General features: G+C 67.3%; 25 protein-coding genes. 12 read left to right on the top strand and 13 right to left on the bottom strand.

Annotated elements, in window-relative coordinates; all coding sequences use genetic code 11:
- The first annotated feature begins 86 nt into the window (after nucleotides 1–86).
- Genes FB459_RS15320 through FB459_RS15305 form a run of 4 tightly spaced genes read left to right on the top strand, consistent with a single transcriptional unit; the run spans nucleotide 87 to nucleotide 4487 of the window.
- Entirely contained in the window at nucleotides 87–1655 is a 1569-nt protein-coding gene (locus FB459_RS15320) for an ABC transporter ATP-binding protein (RefSeq protein ID WP_246092479.1), read from the top strand.
- Complete coding sequence (locus FB459_RS15315) at nucleotides 1652–2830, top strand: ABC transporter permease (protein ID WP_246092478.1); 1179 nt, start codon at nucleotides 1652–1654, stop codon at nucleotides 2828–2830. Before FB459_RS15320 ends, FB459_RS15315 begins: the two co-directional genes overlap by 4 nt.
- Entirely contained in the window at nucleotides 2827–4098 is a 1272-nt protein-coding gene (locus tag FB459_RS15310; RefSeq protein WP_141929100.1) for an ABC transporter permease, read from the top strand. Before FB459_RS15315 ends, FB459_RS15310 begins: the two co-directional genes overlap by 4 nt.
- Entirely contained in the window at nucleotides 4098–4487 is a 390-nt protein-coding gene (locus FB459_RS15305; protein WP_141929099.1) for a cytidine deaminase, read from the top strand. Before FB459_RS15310 ends, FB459_RS15305 begins: the two co-directional genes overlap by 1 nt.
- A gap of 145 nt (nucleotides 4488–4632) precedes the next feature.
- Here the strand turns inward: FB459_RS15305 and FB459_RS15300 are convergent, their stop codons facing one another.
- The gene (locus tag FB459_RS15300) at nucleotides 4633–5118 is read right to left on the bottom strand and encodes a hypothetical protein (RefSeq protein ID WP_141929098.1); all 486 of its coding nucleotides are present in this window, start codon (nucleotides 5116–5118) and stop codon (nucleotides 4633–4635) included.
- 140 nt (nucleotides 5119–5258) lie between these two features.
- Between FB459_RS15300 and FB459_RS15295 the strand changes: the two genes are divergently transcribed.
- From FB459_RS15295 to FB459_RS15285, 3 genes are read left to right on the top strand one after another with little or no spacing between them, the layout of a single operon-like run.
- Nucleotides 5259–6542 (top strand): thymidine phosphorylase, encoded by a 1284-nt coding sequence (locus FB459_RS15295; protein ID WP_141929097.1) that lies wholly within the window; start codon nucleotides 5259–5261, stop codon nucleotides 6540–6542.
- A gap of 12 nt (nucleotides 6543–6554) precedes the next feature.
- The gene (locus FB459_RS15290; protein WP_141929096.1) at nucleotides 6555–6908 is read left to right on the top strand and encodes a cupin domain-containing protein; all 354 of its coding nucleotides are present in this window, start codon (nucleotides 6555–6557) and stop codon (nucleotides 6906–6908) included.
- 3 nt (nucleotides 6909–6911) lie between these two features.
- Nucleotides 6912–8003: an adenosine deaminase gene (locus FB459_RS15285; protein WP_141929095.1), complete on the top strand. Its 1092-nt coding sequence runs from the start codon at nucleotides 6912–6914 to the stop codon at nucleotides 8001–8003.
- 672 nt (nucleotides 8004–8675) lie between these two features.
- On the opposite strand, the gene FB459_RS15280 is transcribed toward FB459_RS15285, so the two are convergent.
- Complete coding sequence (locus tag FB459_RS15280; RefSeq protein WP_141929094.1) at nucleotides 8676–9506, bottom strand: RDD family protein; 831 nt, start codon at nucleotides 9504–9506, stop codon at nucleotides 8676–8678.
- Nucleotides 9507–9529: 23 nt separating this feature from the next.
- Here FB459_RS15280 and FB459_RS15275 point away from each other — a divergent pair, with 23 nt between their 5' ends.
- The gene (locus FB459_RS15275; protein ID WP_141929093.1) at nucleotides 9530–10525 is read left to right on the top strand and encodes a stage II sporulation protein M; all 996 of its coding nucleotides are present in this window, start codon (nucleotides 9530–9532) and stop codon (nucleotides 10523–10525) included.
- A gap of 112 nt (nucleotides 10526–10637) precedes the next feature.
- Here the strand turns inward: FB459_RS15275 and FB459_RS15270 are convergent, their stop codons facing one another.
- The 6 genes from FB459_RS15270 to FB459_RS15245 all read right to left on the bottom strand — a co-directional run bounded on the left by FB459_RS15270 (nucleotide 10638) and on the right by FB459_RS15245 (nucleotide 16477).
- On the bottom strand, nucleotides 10638–11933 hold the full coding sequence (locus FB459_RS15270; protein WP_141929092.1) for a DUF58 domain-containing protein: 1296 nt from the start codon (nucleotides 11931–11933) through the stop codon (nucleotides 10638–10640).
- Between the two features lie 43 nt (nucleotides 11934–11976).
- Nucleotides 11977–12975: an AAA family ATPase gene (locus tag FB459_RS15265; RefSeq protein WP_141929091.1), complete on the bottom strand. Its 999-nt coding sequence runs from the start codon at nucleotides 12973–12975 to the stop codon at nucleotides 11977–11979.
- The gene (locus FB459_RS15260) at nucleotides 12975–14090 is read right to left on the bottom strand and encodes a DUF4350 domain-containing protein (RefSeq protein WP_141929090.1); all 1116 of its coding nucleotides are present in this window, start codon (nucleotides 14088–14090) and stop codon (nucleotides 12975–12977) included. Before FB459_RS15260 ends, FB459_RS15265 begins: the two co-directional genes overlap by 1 nt.
- The gene (locus FB459_RS15255) at nucleotides 14087–14722 is read right to left on the bottom strand and encodes a DUF4129 domain-containing protein (RefSeq protein ID WP_141929089.1); all 636 of its coding nucleotides are present in this window, start codon (nucleotides 14720–14722) and stop codon (nucleotides 14087–14089) included. Before FB459_RS15255 ends, FB459_RS15260 begins: the two co-directional genes overlap by 4 nt.
- A 19-nt stretch (nucleotides 14723–14741) precedes the next feature.
- Nucleotides 14742–15635 carry a DUF7847 domain-containing protein gene (locus FB459_RS15250; RefSeq protein ID WP_170221960.1) on the bottom strand — a complete coding sequence of 298 codons (894 nt, stop codon included), beginning with the start codon at nucleotides 15633–15635 and terminating at the stop codon, nucleotides 14742–14744.
- A gap of 239 nt (nucleotides 15636–15874) precedes the next feature.
- Complete coding sequence (locus FB459_RS15245; RefSeq protein WP_170221959.1) at nucleotides 15875–16477, bottom strand: AAA family ATPase; 603 nt, start codon at nucleotides 16475–16477, stop codon at nucleotides 15875–15877.
- Nucleotides 16478–16558: 81 nt separating this feature from the next.
- On the opposite strand from FB459_RS15245, the gene deoC reads away from it, so the two are divergent.
- Both deoC and FB459_RS15235 read left to right on the top strand, forming a co-directional pair.
- A complete protein-coding gene (deoC, locus tag FB459_RS15240) occupies nucleotides 16559–17212 on the top strand; it encodes a deoxyribose-phosphate aldolase (protein WP_141929087.1) in 654 nt (217 codons plus the stop codon).
- 5 nt (nucleotides 17213–17217) lie between these two features.
- Nucleotides 17218–17844 (top strand): PH domain-containing protein, encoded by a 627-nt coding sequence (locus FB459_RS15235; protein WP_170221958.1) that lies wholly within the window; start codon nucleotides 17218–17220, stop codon nucleotides 17842–17844.
- A 90-nt stretch (nucleotides 17845–17934) separates the two neighbouring features.
- Here the strand turns inward: FB459_RS15235 and FB459_RS15230 are convergent, their stop codons facing one another.
- A complete protein-coding gene (locus FB459_RS15230; protein ID WP_141929085.1) occupies nucleotides 17935–19566 on the bottom strand; it encodes a phospho-sugar mutase in 1632 nt (543 codons plus the stop codon).
- 13 nt (nucleotides 19567–19579) lie between these two features.
- Nucleotides 19580–20416 carry a purine-nucleoside phosphorylase gene (locus tag FB459_RS17605; protein WP_211345210.1) on the bottom strand — a complete coding sequence of 279 codons (837 nt, stop codon included), beginning with the start codon at nucleotides 20414–20416 and terminating at the stop codon, nucleotides 19580–19582.
- A gap of 63 nt (nucleotides 20417–20479) precedes the next feature.
- On the opposite strand from FB459_RS17605, the gene FB459_RS17600 reads away from it, so the two are divergent.
- Nucleotides 20480–21883: an NAD(P)H-quinone dehydrogenase gene (locus FB459_RS17600; RefSeq protein WP_211345209.1), complete on the top strand. Its 1404-nt coding sequence runs from the start codon at nucleotides 20480–20482 to the stop codon at nucleotides 21881–21883.
- 298 nt (nucleotides 21884–22181) lie between these two features.
- Here the strand turns inward: FB459_RS17600 and FB459_RS15220 are convergent, their stop codons facing one another.
- The 3 genes from FB459_RS15220 to FB459_RS15210 form a co-directional block, all read right to left on the bottom strand.
- On the bottom strand, nucleotides 22182–22412 hold the full coding sequence (locus FB459_RS15220) for a hypothetical protein (protein WP_129625873.1): 231 nt from the start codon (nucleotides 22410–22412) through the stop codon (nucleotides 22182–22184).
- An 82-nt stretch (nucleotides 22413–22494) separates the two neighbouring features.
- Complete coding sequence (locus tag FB459_RS15215; protein WP_141929083.1) at nucleotides 22495–23385, bottom strand: acetyl-CoA hydrolase/transferase C-terminal domain-containing protein; 891 nt, start codon at nucleotides 23383–23385, stop codon at nucleotides 22495–22497.
- Entirely contained in the window at nucleotides 23382–23585 is a 204-nt protein-coding gene (locus FB459_RS15210) for a hypothetical protein (protein ID WP_141929082.1), read from the bottom strand. The genes FB459_RS15215 and FB459_RS15210 overlap by 4 nt, the downstream gene beginning before the upstream one ends.
- A gap of 72 nt (nucleotides 23586–23657) precedes the next feature.
- Here FB459_RS15210 and FB459_RS17445 point away from each other — a divergent pair, with 72 nt between their 5' ends.
- Entirely contained in the window at nucleotides 23658–24257 is a 600-nt protein-coding gene (locus FB459_RS17445) for a TetR/AcrR family transcriptional regulator (protein ID WP_170221957.1), read from the top strand.
- Nucleotides 24258–24286 lie beyond the last annotated feature (29 nt).

Raw genomic sequence — 24286 nt, 5'->3', positions numbered from 1 at the left:
ATATGGTGCGCACCGGGCTTCGGCTTTTGTGAGGCCGGTCACGGGCTGCCTTCGGGCACCGAGCAGGAGAGTGCATCATCGCCGAGTTGAGCAAGGACGCTCCGCAGGACCGTCCGTCCCCGACACCGTCCACCGGGATCGACAATGTCGTCGAGGTTCGCGGCGTCACCAAGCGCTTCCCGGGCGTCGTGGCCAACAAGGACATCGACATCACCGTCCGTCGCGGCACGATCCACGCGCTCGTCGGTGAGAACGGCGCCGGTAAATCCACGCTGATGAAGATCCTGTACGGCGTGCAGAAACAGGACGAGGGCACGATCGCCATCGACGGCAAGGTCGTCCCGCTGAACAGCCCCTCGGATGCCATCGCCGCCGGCATCGGCATGGTGTTCCAGCACTTCAAGCTTGCCGACAACCTGACGGTGCTCGAGAACGTCGTGCTCGGCGCCGAGAAGCTGCACGGCATCGGCGGCAAGGCGCGCGCCAAGATCGAGGAGATCTCGGCGACCTACGGCCTCGGCATCCGTCCCGGTGACCTGGTCGAGAAGCTCGGCGTCGGCGATCGCCAGCGGGTGGAAATTCTCAAGGTGCTCTACCGTGGCGCGAAGATCATCATCCTCGACGAGCCGACCGCGGTGCTCGTGCCGCAGGAGGTCGACGAACTCTTCGACAACCTCATCGGGCTCAAGGGCGAAGGCCTGACGGTCATCTTCATCTCGCACAAGCTGGACGAGGTGCGCAAGGTCGCCGACGAGATCACTGTCATCCGTCGCGGCACCACCGTCGGCACCGCCGATCCCAAGCAGATCACCTCGCGGCAACTCGCCGAGATGATGGTTGGCTCCGAGCTCCCGACACCCGAGACCACCGAGTCGACGGTCACAGACAAGGTCGTCCTGGACGTCCGCGGCCTCAGCCTGCGCGAACTCGGCGTCGCGCCGGTGCTCAGCGACATCGACCTGACGATCCACGCCGGAGAGGTGCTCGGCATCGCGGGTGTCGAAGGCAACGGCCAGGCGGAGTTGGTCGAGGTCATCATGGGCATGCGCGAACCCAGCGCCGGGCACATCACCTACCTCGGCCAGGACATCACCGACTGGGACACCCGCCGCATCCGTGAGTCGGGCGTGGGCTTCATCCCCGAGGACCGTCACCGTCACGGACTCGTGCTCGAAGCTCCGTTGTGGGAGAACCGGATGCTCGGGCACCAGACCGAGGAACCGAACTCCAAGGGAATGATGTTGTCTCCCAAGGCAGCTCAGGCCGATACCGTCCGGATCGTCGAGCAGTACGACGTCCGCACACCTTCGATCAACGTGATGGCGAGCTCGCTGTCCGGCGGTAACCAGCAGAAGCTGATCGTCGGGCGCGAGATGAGCCACCACCCCAAGGTGCTCATCGCCGCCCACCCGACCCGCGGTGTCGACGTCGGCGCGCAGGCCGCGATCTGGGACCACATCCGCGACGCGCGCCGCGAAGGCCTGGCGGTGCTGCTGATCTCGGCCGACCTGGACGAGTTGATCGGTCTGTCCGACACCATCCGAGTCATCCTGCGTGGACGCCTGTCCGGTGAGTTCGAGCCCTCGAAGGTCACCGCCGAAGACCTCGGCGCCGCCATGACCGGCGCCTCGCACGACGAAGAGAGGGCCTCGTGAGCAACAGCCCGACGTCCGACGCAAAGACCGGCACGAAGGCCAATCCGGCGAACGTGTCAAGGAAGACCGTCGACTGGCAGAAGATCGGACTGGCCGTCCTCGCGCCGTTGTTGGCGATCGCCGTCGCCGTCGTCATCACCTCGCTGGTGTTGTTGATCTCCGGCGACCCGATCGGGCCGGTGTGGAAGGTCTTCCTGTCGACGCCCGCCGAGGGGATGCCGGCCACGATCCTCAACGACACCGCCGTCCTCTACCTGTCCGGTGCCGCGGTCGCGATCGGGTTCCGGATGAACCTGTTCAACATCGGCGTCGACGGGCAGTACCGCGTCGGTATGTTCGCGGCCGCGTGGTTCGCCGGCAACGCCTGGCTGCCCGGTCCCCTCAACGTGATCGTCGCGATCGTCGTCGCGATGATCGCGGCCGCGTTCTGGGCCTGGATCGCAGGCATCCTGAAGGTCAAGCGCGGTGTCTCCGAGGTCATCTCGACGATCATGCTGAACTCCATCGCGACCGGCCTGGTGGCCTGGCTGCTCACCCGCACCGCCACGTCGGTGGAGGGATCGAACGCCACGTCCACCAAGCGGATCCCGGAGAGCTCGCACGTGCCCGCACTGCCGTTCTGGAACACCGACTTCAGCAATGTGTTCGGTCTGTCGCTGCTCGCGGTAGTGGTCGGCGTTCTCTACTGGTTCGTCCTCGGACGCACCCGGTTCGGCTTCGATCTGCGCACCACCGGGTCCTCCGAGACGGCCGCGGTCGCCAGCGGCATCAACGTCAAGAAGATGACGCTGACCGCGATGGTGATCTCCGGCGCGGTGGCCGGTCTGATCGGCATGCCGCAGTTGTTCGGCAATGACTACGCGTACGGCACCAACAGCCAGGCAGGCCTCGGCTTCGCGGGCATCGCGGTCGCGCTGATCGGTCGTAACCACCCGGTCGGTATCGCCTTCGGTGCGTTCCTTTGGGCGTTCCTGAACGCGCAGTCGAACAGCCTGCAGATCAACGCCGGAGTGAGTCCGGCGTTGGTGAACATCATCCAGGGCATCATGGTGCTCGCCGTGATCATCGCCTACGAGATCGTCCGTCGCATCGGTGTTCGAGCCGAGCGTAGGAAGGTGGCCCAGCAGTTGGCCGCCACCCCGTCGCCCGTCGCAGCACAAGGAGCCTCGGCATGAGCTCGGCAACGTTGACCCGCAAGCGCCGCGACACCGGTACGCCTTCGCGTTTCGCACTGCCCGCGAGCAAGTGGGCGCGGGCCGGCCTGGCGATCTTCGCGGTCGTCCTGCTGCTGTCGATCCTGCGCACCATCTCCGGCGCGAACGACATGGACTCCTCCGGTGCGATCGCCGCAGCCCTCGCTCTGGCCGTCCCGATCGCGCTCGCCGCGCTCGGTGGTCTGTGGGCGGAACGGGCCGGCATCGTCAACATCGGTCTCGAGGGGATGATGATCCTCGGCACCTGGGCGGCGGCGTTCGGCACGATCAAGGGTGGCGTGGTCGTCGGCATCATCTGCGGCATCCTCGGTGGCGCCTTCGGTGGCGCACTGCACGCCCTCGCGACCGTGGTGTTCGGCGTCGACCACATCGTCTCCGGCGTCGCGATCAACATCATCGGCCTGGGTCTTGCCAAATACCTCGCCGACCGCGTCTTCTCCACGATGGAGGGCGGCGGTCCGACGCAGTCGCCGGCCTTGGACGACGTCTGGTCGTTCAGCGTCCCGGGGGTGGACGCGCTGAAGGACATCGAGGCCAAACACTGGTTCTTCGTCTCCGACGTCGCCGGCATCCTCGGCGGCCTCGGCACCAACCTGTCGATGCTCACCGTGCTCGCGGTGGCACTGGTCATCGGCTCGATCTTCGTGCTGTGGCGCACCACCTTCGGTCTTCGTCTGCGTTCCTGTGGTGAGAACCCTTGGGCCGCAGAGACTCTCGGTATCAACGTCCTGATGTACAAGTTCATCGCCGTGCTGATCTCCGGCGGCCTCGCCGGCCTGGGCGGTGCGTTCCTGGCGATGGTCGCCGGCAACGGTTACGTCGAGGGACAGACCGGTGGACGTGGCTACATCGGCCTTGCCGCGATGATCTTCGGCAACTGGCAGCCGATCGGCCTCGCCGTCGGAGCACTGCTGTTCGGCTACACCGACGCGATCCAGTTGCGTCAGGGTGGCCCGACGCTGCACGCGCTGCTGCTCGCGGTGTCCGTCACGCTGATCCTGATCGGTCTGTGGCAGCTGATCCGCAACAAGCGGATCATCTCCGGTGTCCTCGGACTGGTGCTCGGTGCCGCGCTGCTGTACTACTACTTCACCAGTGACTCGGTGCCCACCCAGTTCACCTCGATGACCCCGTACGTGACCACCTTGTTGGTGATGGCCGTCGCCTCGCAGCGATTGCGAATGCCCGCGGCCGACGGACAGGTCTATCGGAAGGGACAGGCCGGCTGATGTCTGACATCGACTGGGAAGTGTTGCACCGCAAGGCGATCGAGGCGATGCGCACCGCGTACGCCCCGTACAGCAATTTCCCGGTCGGCGTCGCCGGCTTGGTCGACGACGGACGCATCGTGTCGGGATGCAATGTCGAGAACGCGTCCTACGGCGTCGGCCTGTGTGCCGAGTGCGGGATGGTCAGCGAACTGGCCCGCACCGGCGGTGGACGCCTGACCGCGGTCTATTGCGTCGGCGGTGACGAGTCCGCGCTCATGCCCTGCGGACGCTGCCGCCAGCTCTTGTGGGAACACGGGGGGCCGGCGTGCCTGCTGCAGACGCCGCTCGGGGTGAAGCCGATGTCCGAAGTACTGCCACAGGCCTTCGGTCCCGACAACCTCACCTGACGCTGTCTGAGGTGCCCGGCTACTTCAAAGCCGCTTGAGGACCGGACGCCACGAGAAGCCGACGGCCGGAAGACGATACAAAACCGTCCTTCGAACCGAACGTTCCAACCGGGCGAAGCTCGAAACGTGGTCGCTGAAGAGTTGATCAGCTCGGCAGTGGCAGGTCGGTCGGAAGGGAGCCGTTGAAGCTCTTGGACGCGCACGTACCGCTGACCTGGGTGAACGTCTGCGAGTCGGCCGGGTCGACCTCGCCGGGCTTGCCGTCCTTCATCGCGTTCAGCGTCTTGGCGGAGAACTTCTCGTAGCCCTCGTCCACCATGCACCCCGCGAGTCTGTCGGCGGCGGGACCGGGAATGTTCTGACCCTGGTAGTACTGCTTCAGACCGTTCTTGACCTCGTCCTTGGACGGCTTGCCGGCCGCTTGGCCGTTGGATTCACCGGTCGAACTCGACTCGGGTGACGCCGACTCGCTCGAACCATCCCCGTTCTTGTCTGCGCCTTCGGTCTGTGAGGACGGCTTCGGCGGGTCTGCCTTCTCCGACTCCTCACCGAGACCGCACCCGGTGAGCCCGAGAGGGGCGGCGAGCAACAGGGCGGCGGCAGCCAGGGACAATGAACGCGTACGGGACATGGTGTTCCTCCGGGAAGCAGGCCAGTGGCGGTGACGGTTCTGGATGTAGCCGATGACTCGGCGCACTGGGCCTGTGACGCGGACCTCACGCCGACGGTTCCACGATGACCGCGTCCCGACGAACGTGGTTGGATCGGTGCATGAGTGAGCGCTTCGATGCCGTTGATGTCATCCGCACCAAGCGGGACAAGCAGGCGCTGAGCGACGAACAGATCGACTGGGTCGTCGACGCGTACACCCGCGAGGTGGTCGCCGACGAACAGATGGCGGCGCTGGCGATGGCCATCCTGCTGAACGGAATGACGCGCGAGGAGATCTCCCGCTGGACGAACGCGATGATCGCCTCCGGCGAGCGCATGGACTTCTCCTCGCTGTCGCGTCCCACCGCCGACAAGCACTCCACCGGTGGCGTCGGCGACAAGATCACGCTCCCGCTCGCGCCGCTGGTGGCCGCGTGCGGCGTTGCGGTACCGCAGCTGTCCGGTCGCGGCCTGGGCCACACCGGCGGCACGCTCGACAAGCTCGAGGCGATCCCCGGCTGGCAGGCCTCGCTCAGCAACGAGGCGATGCTCGATCAGCTCGAGGAAATTGGCGCGGTCATCTGCGCCGCCGGCAGCGGACTGGCACCGGCCGACAAGCGCCTCTACGCGCTGCGCGACGTGACCGGCACGGTCGAGGCGATCCCGTTGATCGCGAGCTCGATCATGAGCAAGAAGATCGCCGAGGGCACCGGCGCCTTGGTGCTCGACGTGAAGGTCGGTTCGGGTGCGTTCATGAAGGACGTCGAGAACGCCCGCGAGCTCGCCTCGACCATGGTGCAACTCGGCAAGGACGCAGGTGTCACCACCGTCGCGTTGCTCACCGACATGTCGACGCCGCTCGGCCTCACCGCCGGCAACGGGCTCGAGGTGCAGGAGTCGGTCGAGGTCCTCGCCGGTGGCGGTCCGTCCGACGTCGTCGAACTCACCGTCGAACTCGCCCGCGAGATGCTCAAGGCCGCCGGCAAGGACGACGTAGACCCCGCCGACGCACTCAAGGACGGCCGGGCGATGGACGTGTGGCGCACGATGATCGCCGCCCAGGGCGGTGACCCGGACGCCGAACTGCCGACCGCCAAGGAGGCCCAGGTCATCGAGGCCGACGCGGACGGCGTCGTCACCGAACTCGACGCGCTTGCGGTCGGTGTGGCCGCCTGGCGGCTCGGCGCCGGACGTGCCCGCAAGGAGGACAAGGTGCAGGCGGCGGCCGGCGTCCAGATGCACGCCAAGCCGGGCGACCGCGTCCGCAAGGGCGACCCGTTGCTGACCCTGCACACCGACACCCCCGAGAAGTTCGAGCGCGCGGCCGAGGCTCTCGAGGGCAAATGGGCCATCGGGGAGTCGGCGGACGACCGCCCCGACCTCATCATCGATCGAATTTCCTAGAAGGACGACGACATGGTCGAGCACTACAACCAAGCAATCCGGATCCCCGTCCCGGGCGGGAAGATCATCGACGAGCACATCGGTGCGGCGAGCACGGGCGAGACGTCGATCTCGGTCGCGCACATGGTCGCGCCTGCCGGTTGGGACGAGCCCTTCCAGACCCCGCAATTCGACGAGTACACGATCGTGCTCAAGGGCACCGTGATCGTCGACCACGACGGTGGCCGGTTGGAGGTCAACGCTGGTGAGTCGGTGAAAACCGTTGCCGGCGAACGTATTCGGTACTCCTGTGGACCTCAAGGTGCGGAGTACATCGCGGTCTGTCTGCCGGCGTTCAGCCCCGACACCGTGAACCGGGAGGACTGAGCGATGCACGAGGTTCGTCCGAAGATCAAGGCCCTGCCGAAGGTGCTGCTGCACGACCACCTCGACGGTGGGGTGCGTCCGCAGACCGTCCTCGAACTGGCCAGGGAAGTCGGGTACGACGGTCTGCCGGTCGACGACGTCCAAGGACTCGCGGACTGGTTCCGTGACAGCGCCGACTCCGGCTCGCTCGTCCGTTACCTGGAGACCTTCGCCCAGACGGTCGCCGTCATGCAGACCCGGGACGCGTTGTTCCGGGTGGCGTCGGAATGCGCCCAGGACCTTGCGGACGACGCAGTCGTCTATGCCGAGGTGCGTTACGCACCCGAGCAGCACCTTGAACAGGGCCTGACCCTGGAGCAGGTGATCGAGGCGGTGAACGCGGGATTCCGCGACGGTGAGGCGCGTGCCGCCTCGGCCGGCCACCCGATCCGGGTTCGTGCGTTGCTGACCGCGATGCGCCACGCTGCCAAGAGCCGCGACATCGCCGAACTCGCCGTGCGCTACCGCGACCAGGAGGTCGCTGGGTTCGACATCGCCGGGGCCGAGGCCGGCTACCCGCCCACCCGTCACCTGGACGCGTTCGAGTACCTGCGCCGAGAGAACGCCCACTTCACCATCCACGCCGGGGAGGCGTTCGGCCTGCCGAGCATCTGGGAAGCCATCCAGTGGTGCGGTGCCGAGCGCCTCGGTCACGGCGTGCGGATCGTCGACGACATCGATGTTTGCGAGACCGATCCGAAACTCGGCCGGCTGGCGGCGTTCGTGCGCGACCGGCGCATCCCGTTGGAGATGTGCCCGTCATCGAACATCCAGACCGGTGCCGCCGAATCCATTGCGGCACACCCGATCACGATGCTGAAGGACCTTCGCTTCAGGGTCACGCTGAACACCGACAACCGGTTGATGAGCGATACCTCGATGTCGTGGGAGATGCAGCAACTGGTCGACGAAGCCGGCTGGGACCTGGACGACCTGCGCTGGGTGACGGTGAACGCGATGAAGTCGGCGTTCCTGCCGTTCGAACAGCGACTCGCCCTGATCAACGACGTGATCAAGCCCGGCTACGAAGCGGCGGCCCGCGGCGCCTTGAGCTGAGTTCGTTTTCGCTGGTTCAGCCGGTCTGCGTAGGTCCGTCCGCGGGATCCGAACGTTTCCGCTGGTTGAGCCACGCTGATGACGAAGGAATCAGCGTGCGCCGAAACCTGGTGAGGTTCACGGCTGCTCGGCCACGTGTTGTCGGGTGGGGCGTTGGAGGTCGCGGTGGTTTCGGCGCGCGTGACTTCGTTCCTCAGTCCGGGTTGCGTAGGTCCGTCCGCGGGATCCGGACGTTTCCGCTGGTTGAGCCTGGCTGCGTAGGTCCATCCGCGGGAGCCGAACGTTTCCGCTGGTTGAGCCACGCTGATGACGAAGGAATCAGCGTGCGCCGAAACCCGGTGAGGTTCACGGCTGCTCGGCTACGGGTTGTCGGGTGGGCGTTGGAGGTTGCGGTGGTTTCGGCGCGCGTGACCTCGTTCCTCAGTCACGCGGCTCAACCAGCGGGAGGGGGATGCCGGCGCTGGTTGAGCCGGGTTGCGTAGGTCCGTCCGCGGGATCCGAACGTTTCCGTTGGTTGAGCCACGCTGGTGACGAAGGAATCAGCGTGCGCCGAAACCCGGTGAGGTTCACGGCTGCTCGGCTACGGGTTGTCGGGTGGGCGTTGGAGGTCGCGTTGGTTTCGGCGCGCGTGACTTCGTTCCTCAGTCACGCGGCTCAACCAGCGATGGCGACTCAGCGCAGGACGCGGGCGCGTAGGGCGGCTTCGCGCTGGAGGCGTTCACGGTCACGCTTGCGCCGTTCGGCGAGCACCGCGGCGAGCACGGCGTCCACCGGGGCGCCCGGGGGCGGGGGAGGAGACACCCGCGGCATCACTTCGGCCAGCAGCGCGCGTCCGACCTGCTCGCGTGCGACCGGGCTCAGCATGTCGGTGCGGGTGAGGTACTGCCGGATCTGCATGGCGACGCCGTCGGGTAGCGCGCCCATGTCGGCTCCGGACGCCCACGGAATCAGCGCAGGTGGCATCCAAGGGCCCGGCTGCAAGCGCATCGCGGTCTCTTCGCGTACGACATAGGTGCCGGCGGCGAGGTCGCCGATCCGTTTCGCGCGCGTGGACAACATCGCGCTGACGACTGCGGGCACGCCCATCAGCAACCAGATCTCGATGATGCCGACAAGGCCGCGCACGAACGCATGCCGGAAGGTGATCGGACCACCGTCGTCACGGACCACGCGCAGCTTCATCACGAGCTTGCCGAGGCTGCGGCCTCGGGTCAGCAGCTCAACACCCACCGGGACCACCAGGAAACCGGTGACGGTGAGCAGGATCCCGATGATCGCGGCCTGAGCTTCGGTCACGCTGCCGCCCAGCCAGGAGAGTGCAACTGTGGCGAGGAAAAACCCGGAGAAGATCACGATGTAGTCGATGATCGCGGCAATGACCAACGACGCGACGGAAGTCGCGGGCACATCGATGAGCACACCCTCACCGGTGATCATCGAGTCGACGTCGGACCCGCGTAGCGCACGCTTCGGTGCGGCGGGGGAAGTCGTCGAGTTCGCCATCACCCGCAGCGTACAGTTCGGGTGTGGATCTGGACGCTTACGTGGAGGCGCACGGACACGAGTGGGCCCGCCTGCAGGAGCTGACCACGAAGCGTCGACTCGACGTGTCGGAGTCCGACGAACTCCTCGACCTCTACCAGCGCACCGCCACCCATCTGTCCCATATCCGCTCCACCGCGCCCGATCCCGGTGTGACCCAGTACCTCTCGACGATTCTCGCGAAGTCGCGGGCCAAGGCGATGGGCACGCGATCGAGTTCGTGGACGGCGGTGGCGGGATTCTTCGTCGAGACGTTCCCGGCGATGTTGTACCGCTCCCGCCGCTGGTGGCTGATCACGATGTTCGCCAACTACGCGGTCGCCCTGGCGCTCGGGTGGTGGGTGATGGCGCACCCCGGCGTCCAGTCGTCGATGTTGTCCGCAGAAGAGATCGACCAACTGGTCAACCACGACTTCGAGAACTACTACCACGAGAGTTCGAACGCCGACTTCGCCGCTCGTGTGTGGACGAACAACGCCTGGGTGGCCGCCGTCTGCCTCGCGGCCGGAGCGCTCGGTCTGCCGGTCATCTACATGCTTTGGCAGAACATCTCCAACCTCGGGCTCATCGGCGGACTGATGGCAGATCACGGCCGCCTCGACCTGTTCTTCGGGATGATTCTTCCGCACGGATTGCTCGAACTGACAGCGGTTTTCGTCGCCGCGGGCGCCGGTCTTCGGATGTTCTGGTCGTGGGTCGAGCCAGGGCACCGCAGCCGGGCGAGCAACTTCGCCCGCGAGGCGCGTTCGACGATGACGCTGGCTCTCGGACTCATCGTCGTGCTGTTCGTAACGGGTCTGATCGAAGGCTTCGTCACACCGTCCGGGCTACCGACCTGGGCGCGCATTGCCATCGGCGTCATCGCCGAACTGCTGTTCTTCGTCTACGTGTGGACCCTCGGCAGGGACGCCGCACGACGCGGTGTCACCGGCGACCTCACCGGGGTCGACGCCACCGCCGAAGCGCCGTCGCGCGGCTGAGTCAGATCGAGAGCTGAGTACCGCGGTTCGCGGACTCGGCGGCCTGGGCCACCCGGTCGGGGAGTCGGCCTGCACGCCCGCACCGAGGATCGTCACCGGACTCGCAGTGTGGTCACAGCAACCCCCGACGTTTGAGCAGCAGGTAGTGGTCGACGAGTGCGACCGGCAGTTTGTCGGCGGGCTCGTCGATGACTGTCGCACCCAGGCGGCTGAGCGCGGACGTGGTGCGGGCACGTTGTTGCATCGTGCGTTCGGCGGCAGCGGCTTCGTAGGTCTGCGCGATTCCGTCGCGGTGGGCTGCAGCCTGCACGACCGAGCGGTCGGCCACGGAGGCGACGACGACCCGGTGGTGCTTGGTGAGGCCGGGCAGCACCGGAAGAAGGCCTTCCTCCAGGGCGGCCGGTTCGAGCGGAGTCAGCAGCACGACGAGTGACCGGCGGCGGGTAAGACTGTTGACCGCACCGGCGAGCGTGTTCCAATTCGCTTCCAGCAGAACGGCTTCCAGCGGTGCCATCGTGGTCACCATCGAGTGCAGCAACTCCGAGCGGTCCGACTTTCCGATCACCCGTCCGCGCACTGTGCGGTCGCCTGCGATGAGATCGACGCGATCGCCTGCGCGGGAGGCGACCGCGGTCAGCAGTAGTGCAGCATCCATCGCCGAGTCGAGCCGCGGCATGTCGTCGATGCGTCCGGCGCTGGTGCGTGAGGTGTCGAGCACCAGGATGATCCGGCGGTCGCGTTCGGGTTGCCAGGTGCGCACGACCGGGTGTTGGCGGCGAGCAGTGGCTCGCCAGTCGATGCTGCGCACGTCATCACCGTCGACGTAGTCACGCAACGAGTCGAACTCGGTGCCTTGGCCGCGGATGCGCACCGCCGAGCGTCCGTCGATCTGACGCAGTTGAGCGAGTTTGCTCGGCAGATGCTTGCGGGAGGCGAACGGGGGTAGGCAGCGCACGAACCCCGGCAGCTCGAAGGAGCGCTGTCGAGCCGCGAGGCCCATCGGGCCGAACGACCGCACCGTCACCCGGTCGGCTCGCCGGTCGCCACGCCGGGTCGGTGACAACGTGGTGGTCAATCGGCGGGTCTCGCCGCCGGGTATCCGGGCATCGTGCCGGTCGCGGCCGGCCCCGGCGGACGGCTGCCAGGCGTCCCGGATCAGTGCGTGCAGCGTCCGACCGGTCGGGTTGCGTACCAGCAGACTCGTCGTCGTGCTCTCGCCCAGCCGCACCGACTCGACGGGTTCCCGGCTCAGGGCGAGCTTCTTCGGCGACGGCGCCGACAGCAGGTCGAGCGCGACGAGCACACCGACCAGCGCCAGCCACAGCCAGACCGACGACTGCTGCGGACGCAGCACGACGAACACCAGGCCCAGCAGGGCCAGGAGCACGGTGCGTCCGGTGACAGCCATCAGTGGGTCCTCAGCAGGTCGTCAGCAGGTCGTCAGCGGGTCGTCAGCGCGGCACCGGGACGGCGCCGATGGCCGACCGCAGGACGTTCTCGGTGGTGACGCCTTCGAGTTCGGCCTCCGGGCGCAGCGCGAGACGGTGCGACAGTGTCGGCACGGCCATTGTCTGGACGTCGTCCGGAGTCACGAAGTTGCGGCCGTTCAGCCACGCCCAACCTCTGGCTGTGGACAGCAGTGCCGTCGCCCCGCGCGGGCTCACCCCGAGCGACAGCGACGGGGAGTGCCGGGTGGCGCGCGCGAGGTCGACGATGTAGGCCAGCACGTCCGGGCGCACCTCGACGGTTCGCACCGCCTGCGCGCCGGCGGTCAGGTCGGCAGGCGACGCGACGGCGCGGACGCCCGCGGCGCGCAGGTCCTTGGGATCGAATCCTTCGGCATGACGGCGCAGCACCTGCACCTCGTCGTCGCGCTCGGGCAACGGGATCGAAATCTTCATCATGAAGCGGTCCAGCTGTGCCTCCGGCAACGGATAGGTGCCTTCGTACTCGACCGGGTTCTGCGTGGCGGCGACCATGAACGGGTTCGGCAACGCACGCGGGGTGCCGTCGATCGACACCTGGCGCTCCTCCATCGCCTCCAGCAGCGACGACTGCGTCTTCGGGGGAGTGCGGTTGATCTCGTCGGCGAGCAGCAGGTTGGTGAACACCGGACCGGGCCGGAAGATGAAATCCGAACTGCGCGAGTCGAACACGAGCGATCCGGTGATGTCGCCGGGCATCAGGTCGGGCGTGAACTGCACCCGCTTGGAGTCGATCGCCAGGCTTGCCGCAAGGGTGCGGATCAGCAGCGTCTTGGCCACACCGGGTACACCCTCGAGCAGGACATGGCCGCGCGCGAGCAGAGCGATCACGATCGCCGTGACGGCGGCATCCTGACCGACCACCGACTTCGCGACCTCGCTGCGCACCCGCTGCAACGCCTCGCGGGCCGCTTCGGGGTGAGCGGCATCCGGGTCGGGGGACTGGGACTTGTCCAGATCGGTCATCAGCGGCGGACCTGCCTTTCGAGTGCCGAGAGTTCATCGGCCAGTTTGCTCAACGTCGATTCGTCGATGGTTCGTGGGTCGTCGGCCAGCAGGACGCCTACCTCATGCGGTTCGCGTCCGCTGTGCAGCGCCACCTGGTGGACGAGGTGTTCGTCGTCGATGCCGGGCGGAAGGCCGAGGTAGCGACGCACACGGTCGCGGGTCGCCGAACGCAGCACCGCCGCCGTGCGGGAGGTGTCGCGAGCCTTGCGGTACAGCTGCCCGCGCGCGCCGGTGGTCTCGTTGGCGTGGACGATCACCGGCAGCGGTTCGGTCACCAGACGTCCGAGGCGTCGACCGCGCCAGAACATCAGGAGCAGCACGCAGGCCGAGATCAGCCAGAGCGCCGGCATCACCCACCTCGGGAACACCGTCTCCTGCTGCGCACTGGACGACTTCGGATCGAATCCGCCGGAGTACCAGAGGAGTTCGCTGGTCTGTCCGAGTGCTCGCAATCCGATTGCGGCGTTGTCGCCGGCCTTCATCGTGCTGTTGGTGAGGATGTCGGTGCTGCCGATGATCAGCAGTGCCGGACGCCCGTCGGCGGCCGGAAGTTCGAACACGACGCCCTTGGAGTCGTCACCGAAACAGGAAGTCGCACCCGCCGGAACGGCGTAGCTGACCGAGTCGGCCGACATGGTCAGCGAGCGAGCCCATGCCAGCGAGCATTCCCGGCCTGCGGCCGTCGCGCTCGACGTCCCGCCGGCTTCGGTGTTGATCTCGAACGCGTCCTTCAGCAGGTGCGGGTGTGGTGCGATCAGGATGAGTCGTGCGCTGTCGCGATGGGCTGACGCGATCTCGCGCAGCCGGTCGGCCGAGACGGACGTCGGGTCGCTCACCAGCACGGTCGTGCCCTTGCCCGGCGGTCGGTCTTGCAGCTCGTCGACATCGGTCACTCGATGCACGTCGACACCGTTGGCGCCGAGCACGCTCGCCACGGCCTCGGACCCGCCCTTGCCGGGGTTCTGCGGATCGAGCGGAATTTCGTTGCTGCGGTTGAGCATCGACATGACGCCGGCCACGACCAGCACGAGTGCGAGGACTGCAACGGCAGCGAACAGACGGCGGCGGGTCATCGCGTGACCGCCGGGTGCGCAGGACGGCTACGGGCGAGGGACGCATCGAGGTCACGCATCGCCTCGACGACCGGACGTGGCGGCACACGTCCGCCGTACCGCACCTCGTCGAACGTGCGTGCGGCGGCGTCGATATCGGCCCGGCGGTCGGGAAAGGCGTGCGAGAGCTCGTTCGCGACCTCGTGCGCTGTTGCGCCGGGTCGTGCGGAGACGATCGTGCGGTCGACACCCCGCCGGGCGAGCGCTCGGAAGTACTGCACATGGGCCAGGGCAGTGTCACCGTCCGCCAGCGCGCGGTCGCCCGCCGCGCGTAGTTCGTCCGCGTCGAGTTCGCTGGAGATGACCTCGTCCACGTCGTGGTCCGAGCCGCGTTCGGGTCCTTGACGACGTCGAATCCTGGTGAGGCCGAGTCCGATCAGGGCCGCCAGCATGATCAGTACCAGGCCCAGCCAGAGGGGCGGCAGCGAGCCGGCGCCGTCGGTGAGATCGGCCAGTCGTTCGTTCAGCCAGTCCATCAACTTCTGCAGGAGCGTGCGCCGGTCGCCGTACTTGGGCTTGCTCAGCTCGTGCTCGAGTTGCCTACGCGCGTCGTCGGACGACGGTTGCAGGGGCGGCTCGAGGCGGGCGAACATCGTCAGTGCAGGATCCGAGTCACTTCTGCCCGGCGGCCTTCATCAGCTCGAGGTCGAGCGCCTCACGCCGGATGCGCTGATCGATGTAGAGCAAACCGGTCACGCTGGAGCTGAACGGTGCGGTGATCGCCGTGGAGATGATCGTCATGACCTGCATGAAGACGACGAACCACAACGGCGTCGCAACTCCCGCGTCGGGGTCGGCGCCCGCGAGGAGCACGCCCATCCCGACGAGCATCGCGGGGAACAGGATCATCGAGGCGATCATGCCGACCAGCAATTGCGTGACGAGCGAGATCCCGAAGATCCGCCAGAACTGGCCGCGGGTGAGTTCCCAGGAACGCTTCAGCGACCGGACCGGGCCGACGCCCTCCAGCGTGACCGCAGCGGGGGAGAGCATCGTGCGGGTGCCGAGCCAGATCAGCAGAGCCAAACCGGCGACGACGGCCAGGATGCCGACGATCACGGCAGCAATCTCACCACCGGCCAGGTAGGCGAGCAGGGTCACGCCGACCAGGACCGCAACGATCAGGATGCCGCCCAGCATCAACAGCAGGGTGGCGCCGAGCAGCGCCCAGATGCGCGGTTTCACCCGAGTCCATGCCTCGCCGATCGAGGCGCGGTGACCGAGCACCGCCTCGGCCACGACCACGATCAACATGCCCGACAGCAGGATCGAGGCGAAGACCCCGACCAGTTGACCGACCGAGTTGGCGATCGACACCAGGGCATCGCCGGTGTTGTCCGCACCGAACGCGGTGTTGGTGATGAGCAACGTCAGCAACAGCGTCGGGATCGCGAACAGCGTCGAGATGACCAGCGACATGCCGAGGGTCGCCATCGGGTTGCCGCGGACCGTCCGGAACGCGCCCTCCAAGATGTCGCCGAGCACGAGCGGCCGCAACGGGATCACACCGGGTTTGGGGGCGAACAAGCCTGGGGCAGGGCCGTATTGAGGTTGAGGCGAGGGTGGACCGCCGTATGGACCAGTTTGCGGCGGCGGATACTGCTGGCCGTATCGAGGGCTCTGGCTGTGATCGGGTTGCGGGCCGCGTCCCGGTGCGTACTGGCCGTACTGCGGAGTGGGTGGCGGCGGGCCGTGGTGCGCCGGCTGCTCAGGCTGCCGTTCTCCCGAAGGACTGGCCCAGTTCGTCATGCACCGACCCTAACCTCCCGCTCCGCCTGCTTCGGGGTGACTGCACGCGCGCCACGCCGCACATGCGCGGCGACGATCCGCGGCTCGTCCATCGCCAACCGCAAACCTCGACGCGCGAGCACCTGTACCGACTTGCGCCGCTCGGACACGTCGCGCACGAACCGGCGTCCCATCGTGACCCAGCGGTTCTGCCGGACGCAGAACGCATCGCGCAACAAGTCCGCATCTCGCAGCAGGGCGATCAGGTCGGCGGCGAAGATCCCCTCGGCCACGACAGTGTCGGCGCTCGCCAGTTCGACGGTCGAGTGCCCGGCCGCCCGGGAGGTGGAGATGTCGTAGTCCGGCACCACGGTCCGGCCGGTCGTGCACAGATCCTGCAACGCGGCGAACGCGGCATCGATGTTCCAGGAGCCGACGACGTCCCAGTCGGGGATGCCCAGTGACGACATCGCCAGCGACGGATCGTCGCCGTCCTTGTAGAAGTCGTCCAGGCGCACGATCGGCCAGCCGTAGGAGCGGTGCAGGCGTTCGGCCAGGCGGGACTTCCCCGATCCGCTGGGGCCGCACAGGATCAGCACGCGTGCTCGTCGTTCGGACATCGATCGGGTTGCTCCTCGAGCATCGCTTGGGCGTTCTGGTGGCGCGACGAGAATACGGCAGCCCCCAGGTAGCCTGGCCGGGTGACGAAACCGAACCGTTCCCAGGTCGCGCAGATGGTCGACCACACCCTGCTCAAGCCCGAAGCCACCACGGACGACGTGAGTGCGCTCGTCGCCGACGGTGAGCGGCTGGGCGTCTACTCGGTGTGCGTGTCGCCGTCGATGCTGCCGCTGGAGACCTCGCTGCCCGTCGCAGTCGTCTGCGGGTTCCCGAGCGGGAAGCACACCTGCGCGGTGAAGGCGGCTGAGGCTGCCGAGTCCGCGAAGCTCGGCGCCGCGGAGATCGACATGGTCATCGACATCGGAGCCGCCCACGCCGGAGACTTCGACGCGGTCCAGGCCGACATCGCCGCGGTGCGCCAGGCTGCTCCGGACGTCGTCCTGAAGGTCATCATCGAGTCCGCCGCCCTGACCGACGAGCAGATCGTGGAGTGCTGCCAGGCGTCCGAGCGCGCCGGTGCGGACTTCGTGAAGACGTCCACCGGTTTCCACCCGGCAGGTGGCGCGAGCGCACACGCAGTGCGGCTGATGCGCGAGACCGTCGGCGACCGTCTCGGCGTCAAGGCGTCGGGTGGCATCCGCACCCCTGAAGCCGCTGCCGAGATGATCGAGGCGGGCGCGAACCGCCTCGGTCTGTCCGGCACCGAGTCCGTGCTCGCCGGTTTCGACGCCTGACCTCAGTGTCACAGGACAAGAATCCGGGCAACCCCGTCCGCACTTTCCGCCAGCGGGGTGCGTACGTGACCGGTTGGGTGTTGGTCGGCGTCTTCCTGGTCGTGCTCGTCGCGCTCGCGGTCGCGTCCGGGCTCGAGGTGGGTGCGACCGCGTTCCTGTTGGCTGCGGCGGGGGTGGTCTGGTTGATTCTCGTCCGTCCCGCAGTGCGGTTGAGCGCCGACGGGGTCCGTCTGGAGAATCTCGTCCGTGACATCCGGATGACGTGGCCGGCGGTCGACATGACCGAGGCCCGCTGGAACCTCAAGGTGGTTTCACCGGAAGGCGACGCGTACTCCTCCTGGGCCATCTCGGCGCAGCGTCCGAAGATGACCGGGGGTGTCACCCCGACGCCGGGTGGACAGTTGCTCCCGACCACCGGCACCGATGTGCCGATGGGACAGGAGCACCGGTCCGGGTCCGCCGGCGCGGTCGCCTCGGCCATCGACGAGGCCAAGGCCGACTACGAGCGAGCCGTCGCCAAGGGTGCGATCGCCGAACAGAAGCCCGAGATTCACCGCACCGTCTCGCCGGTGGCCGCAGCAGGCTGGGCCGCGTGCCTGCTGGCCGTCGTGATCGGCTTCCTCAGCCTGTAGTCGGCCGCTTCGGACGAGGGCTGGTCGAGCAGGTGCGAGCGCCGCGATCGAGACCTCGTGCGGTTCGGTGGAAGGCGAGAACCGTCCCGGTCAGGCGGTGGTTAGACCCTCCATCTCGGCCCGGACGGCCGCGAGTCGTTGCGCGGTCTCGGCAGCGTCGTCACCGATGGCTTCGAGGTAGATCTTGAGCTTCGGTTCGGTGCCCGACGGTCGCACGATGATGCGTGTGTCGTCGGCCAGGTAGTAGCGTAGGCCCTCCGTCGGGGGCAGCGCGTCCGACCCTTCCGCAAGATCCTCCCTGCGGGAAACCGACTGTCCAGCAACGTTTTCCGGCGGATTGTCGCGCAGTCGCTGCATGATGCGTCCGATGATCGACAGGTCATCGACCCGCACCGAGAAGCTGTCGGTGAGGTGGGCGCCATGGGTGCGGGCGAGTTCGGCGAGGACGTCGGGGATCGAACGCCCCGTGGCCTTCAAGTCCGCAGCCAATTCGGCGATCAACAGACCGGCACTGATGCCGTCCTTGTCCCGGACGCCTGCGGGATCGACGCAGTAGCCGAGCGCTTCCTCGTAGCCGTACCGCAGACCGGGGACGCGGCTGATCCACTTGAACCCGGTGAGTGTCTCCTCGTGGGCGATGCCCGCGGCGCGGGCGATGGCGCCGAGCAGACGAGAGCTGACGATCGAGTTGGCGAACACCGAGCCTTCGGCGACACCGCGTTGCACCAGGTGGTGACCCAGGAGCGCACCCACTTCGTCGCCGCGCAACATCCGCCAGGTGCCGGCGTCCTCGATCGCGACGGCGCACCGGTCGGCGTCGGGGTCGTTGGCGATGACGATGTCGGCACCGACCTTCCGCGCCTGGGCGAGCGCAAGATCGATCGCTCCCGGCTCCTCGGGATTGGGGAAGCTGACGGTCGGGAATTCCGGATCCGGCTCCGCCTGCTCGGCGACAGGCTGGACGTCGGTGAAGCCGGCGCGGTGCAGGGCGTCGATCATCGTGGCCGACCCGACGCCGTGCAATGCGGTGTGCACGATCCGCAGGTCGCGCGGGCCGCCCGCCTCGACGACCGACGTCACCGACGCCAGGTAGTCGTCGATGATCGAGTCGTCGACCGTCTCCCAGCCGTCGTCGGCCTGAGCGACATCGGCCGCGCGCGGGAAGCGGTCGATCGCAGCGGCGATCTCGGCGTCCGCGGGTGGAACGATCTGGCTGCCGTCGCCGAGGTAGACCTTGTAACCGTTGTCCTGCGGCGGGTTGTGGCTGGCGGTCACCATCACTGCGGCGTCGGCGCCCAGGTGGCGAATCGCGAACGCCAACAACGGCGTCGGCAACGGATGGCTGAGCACGAGCGCGCGTCCGCCGGCTGCCACGACGACGGCCGCGGTGTCGCGGGCGAAGACGTCTGAGTTGTGGCGGGCGTCGAATCCGATCACCACGGTCACGTCGGGGCGACCCTGCGATTCCTGCAGGTACGCGGTCAGGCCGGCAGCAGCACGCAGCACGACGACGCGGTTCATCCGGTTCGGTCCGCCACCGAGCGCGCCGCGCAGCCCGGCGGTGCCGAACTCGAGCAGACCGGAGAACCGGTCGGCAAGCTCGGCGTCCGCGCTCTCATCGCCGCTTTGGGCGCGCTCCAGCAGGCTGGTCAGGCCGGCAGCGGTCTCGGCGTCGGGGTCGTCGGCGATCCACTCGCGGACGTCGTCGTGCACCTGGGTCATGACGGAACCTCGCTCAGAGCTTGCGGACGATCTGCGACAACAGGTCGGCGCAGCGACTCGCTGCAGCCTTGCCGGCGTCGATGACTTCCTCGTGCGACAGCGGCACCTCACTGATGCCGGCGGCCGCATTGGTGACCAGGCTGATGCCGAGGACCTCCAGGCCGACGTGGCGCGCGGCGATGGCCTCGAGCGCGGTCGACATGCCGACCAGATCGGCGCCGAGCACCTTGGCCATCTGTACCTCGGCGGGCGTCTCGTAGTGCGGCCCACGGAACTGCGCGTACACACCCTCGGGCAGGTCCGGGTCGACCGTGCGGGCCAACTCCCGCAGGCGCGAGGAGTACAGGTCGGTGAGATCGACGAAGGTCGCGCCCTCGAGCGGCGAGTTCGCGGTGAGGTTCAGGTGGTCACTGATCAGCACCGGCGTGCCGGGAGTCCAGTCGGGGTTCAACCCGCCGCAGCCGTTGGTCAGCACGACGGTGTCGCACCCGGCGGCCTTGGCGGTGCGGACGCCGTGCACGACCGCGCGCACCCCGCGTCCCTCGTAGTAGTGCGTGCGGGTGCCGTAGACCAGCGCGTGCTTGTCGGTGCCCTCGATGCGGATCGATCGCATCGTGCCCTTGTGGCCGGCGACGGCGGCCTTGGCGAATCCGGGCACCTGCTCGTTGTCGATCGTGGCGACGGTTTCGCCGAGCCGGTCGGCGGTGTCACCCCAACCGGAACCGAGCACCAGGGCCACGTCGTGCTTGTCGACGCCGGACAGCTCCCGGATCCACCGTGCCGCCTGATCGGCGAACTCGAAGGGGTCGACGTCGGCGAAGTCGGCGGTCTGCGTCTTGGTGTTCGTCACGGCCGCCACAGTACCCAGCCGGACCCCCGGAGCACACGACCTACTGCGTGGTTGGATGGGCGGGTGACTGGTCGACAGAAGTCAGTGGTGGTCATCGGCGGCGGTCCCGGTGGCTACGAATCCGCGTTGGTGGCCGCGCAACTCGGCGCCGCCGTCACGATCGTCGAGAGGGACGGACTCGGTGGCGCTGCGGTGCTCACTGACTGCGTCCCGAGCAAGACGCTGATCGCGACCTCCGACTTCATGTCGCGCTTCAAGGCGGCCGGACGTCTGGGTGTGCACTTCGAGGGGCACGAGGAAGACCAGCACGCCGAGGCGCACATCACCGAGGTCAACACCCGCGTGCTGAAGCTGGCCAAGGCACAGAGCTACGACATCCGCGCTCAGGTCGAGAGCGTCGGCTGCCGCGTCGTGCACGGTTCGGCCTCGATCGTCGACAGTTCCACCGTGCGTCTGGTGCGGCAGGACGCCGAACCCGAGGAGATCAAGGCAGACGTCATCCTGCTGGCGGTCGGCACCACACCGCGGGTGATGGAGTCGGCGATGCCCGACGGCGAACGCATCCTGACCTGGCAGCAGATCTACGACCTGAAGAAACTGCCGGAGCACATGATCGTCGTCGGTTCCGGTGTCACCGGTGCCGAACTCGCCCACGCCTACCTCGGCCTGGGTTCGAAGGTGACGCTGGTGTCCTCCCGCGATCGCGTGCTTCCGGGCGAGGACGCCGACGCCGCCACCGTCATCGAGAACGTCTTTCGTCGCCGTGGCATGCAGGTGCTCAACCGCTCGCGTGCCCAGTCCGCGGTACGCGACGGCGACAAGGTGACGGTCACCCTCGAGGACGGCCGGACGGTCGAGGGTTCGCACGCGCTGTTGGCCGTCGGTTCGATTCCGCAGACCAAGGGCATCGGACTCGAGGAGGTCGGTGTCGACCTCACGCCGTCGGGTCACATCAGCGTCGACCGTGTCTCCCGCACTTCCGTGCCTGGTATCTATGCCGCCGGCGACTGCACCGGCGTGCTGCCGCTGGCGTCCGTGGCCGCGATGCAGGGACGAATTGCCATGGCGCACGCACTCGGCGACGCGGTCGCCCCGCTGAACCTGCGCGGTGTCTGCGCGAACATCTTCACCGACCCCGAGATCGCCACGGTCGGTTACTCCCAGGCGGACGTCGACGAGGGCCGGATCGAGGCCCGCGTGGTCACGCTGCCGCTGTCGACCAACCCGCGCGCGAAGATGCGCAACATCAAGGACGGCTTCGTGAAACTGATCGTCCGTCCCGGCTCGAACACGATCGTCGGTGGAGTGGTCGTGGCGCCCCAGGCGTCCGAGTTGATCTACCCGATCGGCCTGGCCGTACAGAACCGCCTGACTGTCGATCAGATGGCCCAGACCTTCTCGGTCTACCCGTCGATGACCGGTTCGATCGCCGAGGCCGCGCGCCGGCTGCACCAGTCGGAGATCTGAGGCCGGTCCCCGCGGGGAGGCACGAACAAGGCGAGAACCGACGAATGCCGCTGGCTCAACCAAGGTGCGACAACGCGAGAACCCGACGAATGCCGCTGGTTGAGCCCTACGGATGACGAAGGAATCCGTAGGCGCCGAAACCAAGGTGCGACAACGCGAGAACCCAGCCACGTCGGGCTGGGTTCTCGTTGTTCCTACGGTGGTTTCGGCACCTCGGCCTTCGTTCCTCAGGTCGAGGGCTCAACCAGCGAAGGTGGCGGGGTTCTCGTTGTTCCTGCCGTGGTCGATCAGCTGAGAATCAGTGAGAGAAGGAGTGCTGGCCGAGGTTGCTGTAGTAGCGGACCAGGGGCTGACGGGTGGCCACGCGCTGCTGACGGTTGCGGGCGAAGAACTGCACCGTCCAGGTACCCAGGACGGCAATCATCGCGACGAGCGCAATGGCGGTGATGATGGTGAAACCGGTGAAGAAGCCGGGGATCATGTTCATGATGACGACTGCCTTTCTACAGGTGTAGTGCTCGATCTGCATACAACACTACACCTGTAGTGAGCGAGGTCGAAGCGAACGGCGCGTGACCTCGGTCACGCGCGGTGCGGACGCGCCATGACGGTCAATAGGTCGGGTTATCCAGCCCGAATTCTGCTGCAGCGGAACGCAATTCATCCCGAACGTCCGGGTGTGCTGCCTTCTCGATGATCTCGGTCGCCTGCTGCTTCTCGTCATTACCGAGCAGGAACGCGATGCCCTGTTCGGTCACGATCGCACTCTGCTGGAAGCTCGTCGTCGTGTCCGCGAGGCGGGGGACGACGGTCGACACGTCCGCCTTGGGGTGCCAGGAGCGCAGCGCGATGAACGAGTGTCCGCCGGGGGAGTGCATCGCACCGACGATGAAGTCGGTCTGACCGCCGAACCCCGAATGGATACGTCCGTTGATGCGGGAGGCGTTGGCCTGGCCGAACAGATCGACCTGCAGCGCGGTGTTGATGCTGACCATCCCGCGCTGTCGCGCGATGAGCGCCGGGTCGTTCGTACGCTCGGTGCGCTGCATGAGCACGCGACGGTTGCCGTCCAGCCAGTCGTACAAGCGCTGCGAACCGGCGACGAACGAGGTGATGATCGGCGTGGTGTGGTCCATGGCGCCGCGTTCCTCCAGATCGAGAACACCGTCGGAGAACATCTCCGTCCAGACGCGCAGGTCCTTACGGTCACGCAGTGCGGCCAGCGTCGCGTCCGGCACCATCGATAGGCGGCAGGGAACGTAGGACAGTGCCGGGTGGTGGCGCTGACCGGCTCCGACGAAGCAGGTCTCGGCGATGACGCCCTCGCGGGTCGGGATCCCCTCGGCGCCGTTGAGGATGTTCAGGATGTAGGTCGGCACCGCGTGGTCGAGGGCTTCGACGGCCTTCCACGGTGTGGCCAGGTTGCCGCTGACGACAACCCTCGGGCGTCCCTGGAGCATCGACAGCCGCGACCGCAGTTGCGCCGTCGTGACGGTCTTCATCGACGGTCCCGGCCGGGGTCGTCCGCCACCGCGCCTTCGGTCCGGCCGGACGGTGCCTCGTGGTCGATCTGGTGCGGCATCAGGCCGGCGTCCTCCCACACCTTGTGCCGGTTGCGCCGGGCACGGGGAACGGCGACGAACAGCACCGCCGCGATGACAGCGGTGAACAACAAAAGTGGGATCACGTTGCCCCAGGACATCGGCTACCTCGTCTCGGTCTCGACCGGTCACCCTGACGGGTGTCGGCTCGTCGATTGTGACAGTCTCTTGCGGTGACCACGCCACGACCTGAAGGAACCCTCGCCCGCCAGACCCATCTGCTCGACGCAGCGATCGGAGTCGTCGGCGAATCAGGATTGCGTGGCCTGACTCACCGAGCACTCGACCGCGCCGCGGGCCTGCCCGAGGGCAGCTGCTCGGTCTACTACCGAACCCGGCTGGCGTTGCTCACCGCTCTCACCGACCACGTCGCCGGACGTATGATGCACGACGTCCAGCAGCTCACCGATTCACTGCCGGTGGGCACGGACGACCCGACCTGCGCGATCGACGGCACGACGCAGTTGCTGCTCGGCTGGGTTCGCGACCCGGCTCTGTTGCTCACGATCAGCGAGCTCAGCCTGGAAGCCGTCCGCACCCCCTCGTTGCAGGATTCGATGCGTGCCTGGCGGCGCGGGCTGGTCGACCTGGTCGGTAGTGTCGTCGAACGTGAGCACAAGGGCGCATCGCACCAGCGCGCGCAGACTGTCGTCGCGGCCCTTGAAGGTGTTGCGATCGGTTCGCTGAGCCTGCCCGCGGACGAACGCGAGGCCTATCTCGCCAGCACCGTCTCGCTGTTGGTGAAGGCGATGTCCGACCTGGAGACTGACTGAGCGCAATAACGACCAGGCCCTTGACTACG

Origin of the sequence: Yimella lutea, assembly GCF_006715095.1 — a bacterium.
Classification (GTDB): Bacteria; Actinomycetota; Actinomycetes; order Actinomycetales; family Dermatophilaceae; genus Yimella; species Yimella lutea.
The sequence above is the reverse complement of the archived record's forward strand: the minus strand, read 5'-3'. Positions and strand labels throughout refer to the sequence as shown.

Bases quoted from the DNA above. Each gene is read 5' to 3' on its own strand.
- FB459_RS15310 (WP_141929100.1), top strand. From the start codon at position 2,827: ATGAGCTCGGCAACGTTGACCCGCAAGCGCCGCGACACCGGTACGCCT.
- FB459_RS15305 (WP_141929099.1), top strand. From the start codon at position 4,098: ATGTCTGACATCGACTGGGAAGTGTTGCACCGCAAGGCGATCGAGGCG.
- FB459_RS15300 (WP_141929098.1), bottom strand. From the start codon at position 5,118: ATGTCCCGTACGCGTTCATTGTCCCTGGCTGCCGCCGCCCTGTTGCTC.
- FB459_RS15295 (WP_141929097.1), top strand. From the start codon at position 5,259: ATGAGTGAGCGCTTCGATGCCGTTGATGTCATCCGCACCAAGCGGGAC.
- FB459_RS15290 (WP_141929096.1), top strand. From the start codon at position 6,555: ATGGTCGAGCACTACAACCAAGCAATCCGGATCCCCGTCCCGGGCGGG.
- FB459_RS15285 (WP_141929095.1), top strand. From the start codon at position 6,912: ATGCACGAGGTTCGTCCGAAGATCAAGGCCCTGCCGAAGGTGCTGCTG.
- FB459_RS15280 (WP_141929094.1), bottom strand. From the start codon at position 9,506: ATGGCGAACTCGACGACTTCCCCCGCCGCACCGAAGCGTGCGCTACGC.
- FB459_RS15270 (WP_141929092.1), bottom strand. From the start codon at position 11,933: ATGGCTGTCACCGGACGCACCGTGCTCCTGGCCCTGCTGGGCCTGGTG.
- FB459_RS15265 (WP_141929091.1), bottom strand. From the start codon at position 12,975: ATGACCGATCTGGACAAGTCCCAGTCCCCCGACCCGGATGCCGCTCAC.
- FB459_RS15260 (WP_141929090.1), bottom strand. From the start codon at position 14,090: ATGACCCGCCGCCGTCTGTTCGCTGCCGTTGCAGTCCTCGCACTCGTG.
- FB459_RS15255 (WP_141929089.1), bottom strand. From the start codon at position 14,722: ATGTTCGCCCGCCTCGAGCCGCCCCTGCAACCGTCGTCCGACGACGCG.
- FB459_RS15245 (WP_170221959.1), bottom strand. From the start codon at position 16,477: ATGTCCGAACGACGAGCACGCGTGCTGATCCTGTGCGGCCCCAGCGGA.
- FB459_RS15230 (WP_141929085.1), bottom strand. From the start codon at position 19,566: ATGACCCAGGTGCACGACGACGTCCGCGAGTGGATCGCCGACGACCCC.
- FB459_RS15220 (WP_129625873.1), bottom strand. From the start codon at position 22,412: ATGCAGATCGAGCACTACACCTGTAGAAAGGCAGTCGTCATCATGAAC.
- FB459_RS15215 (WP_141929083.1), bottom strand. From the start codon at position 23,385: ATGAAGACCGTCACGACGGCGCAACTGCGGTCGCGGCTGTCGATGCTC.
- FB459_RS15210 (WP_141929082.1), bottom strand. From the start codon at position 23,585: ATGTCCTGGGGCAACGTGATCCCACTTTTGTTGTTCACCGCTGTCATC.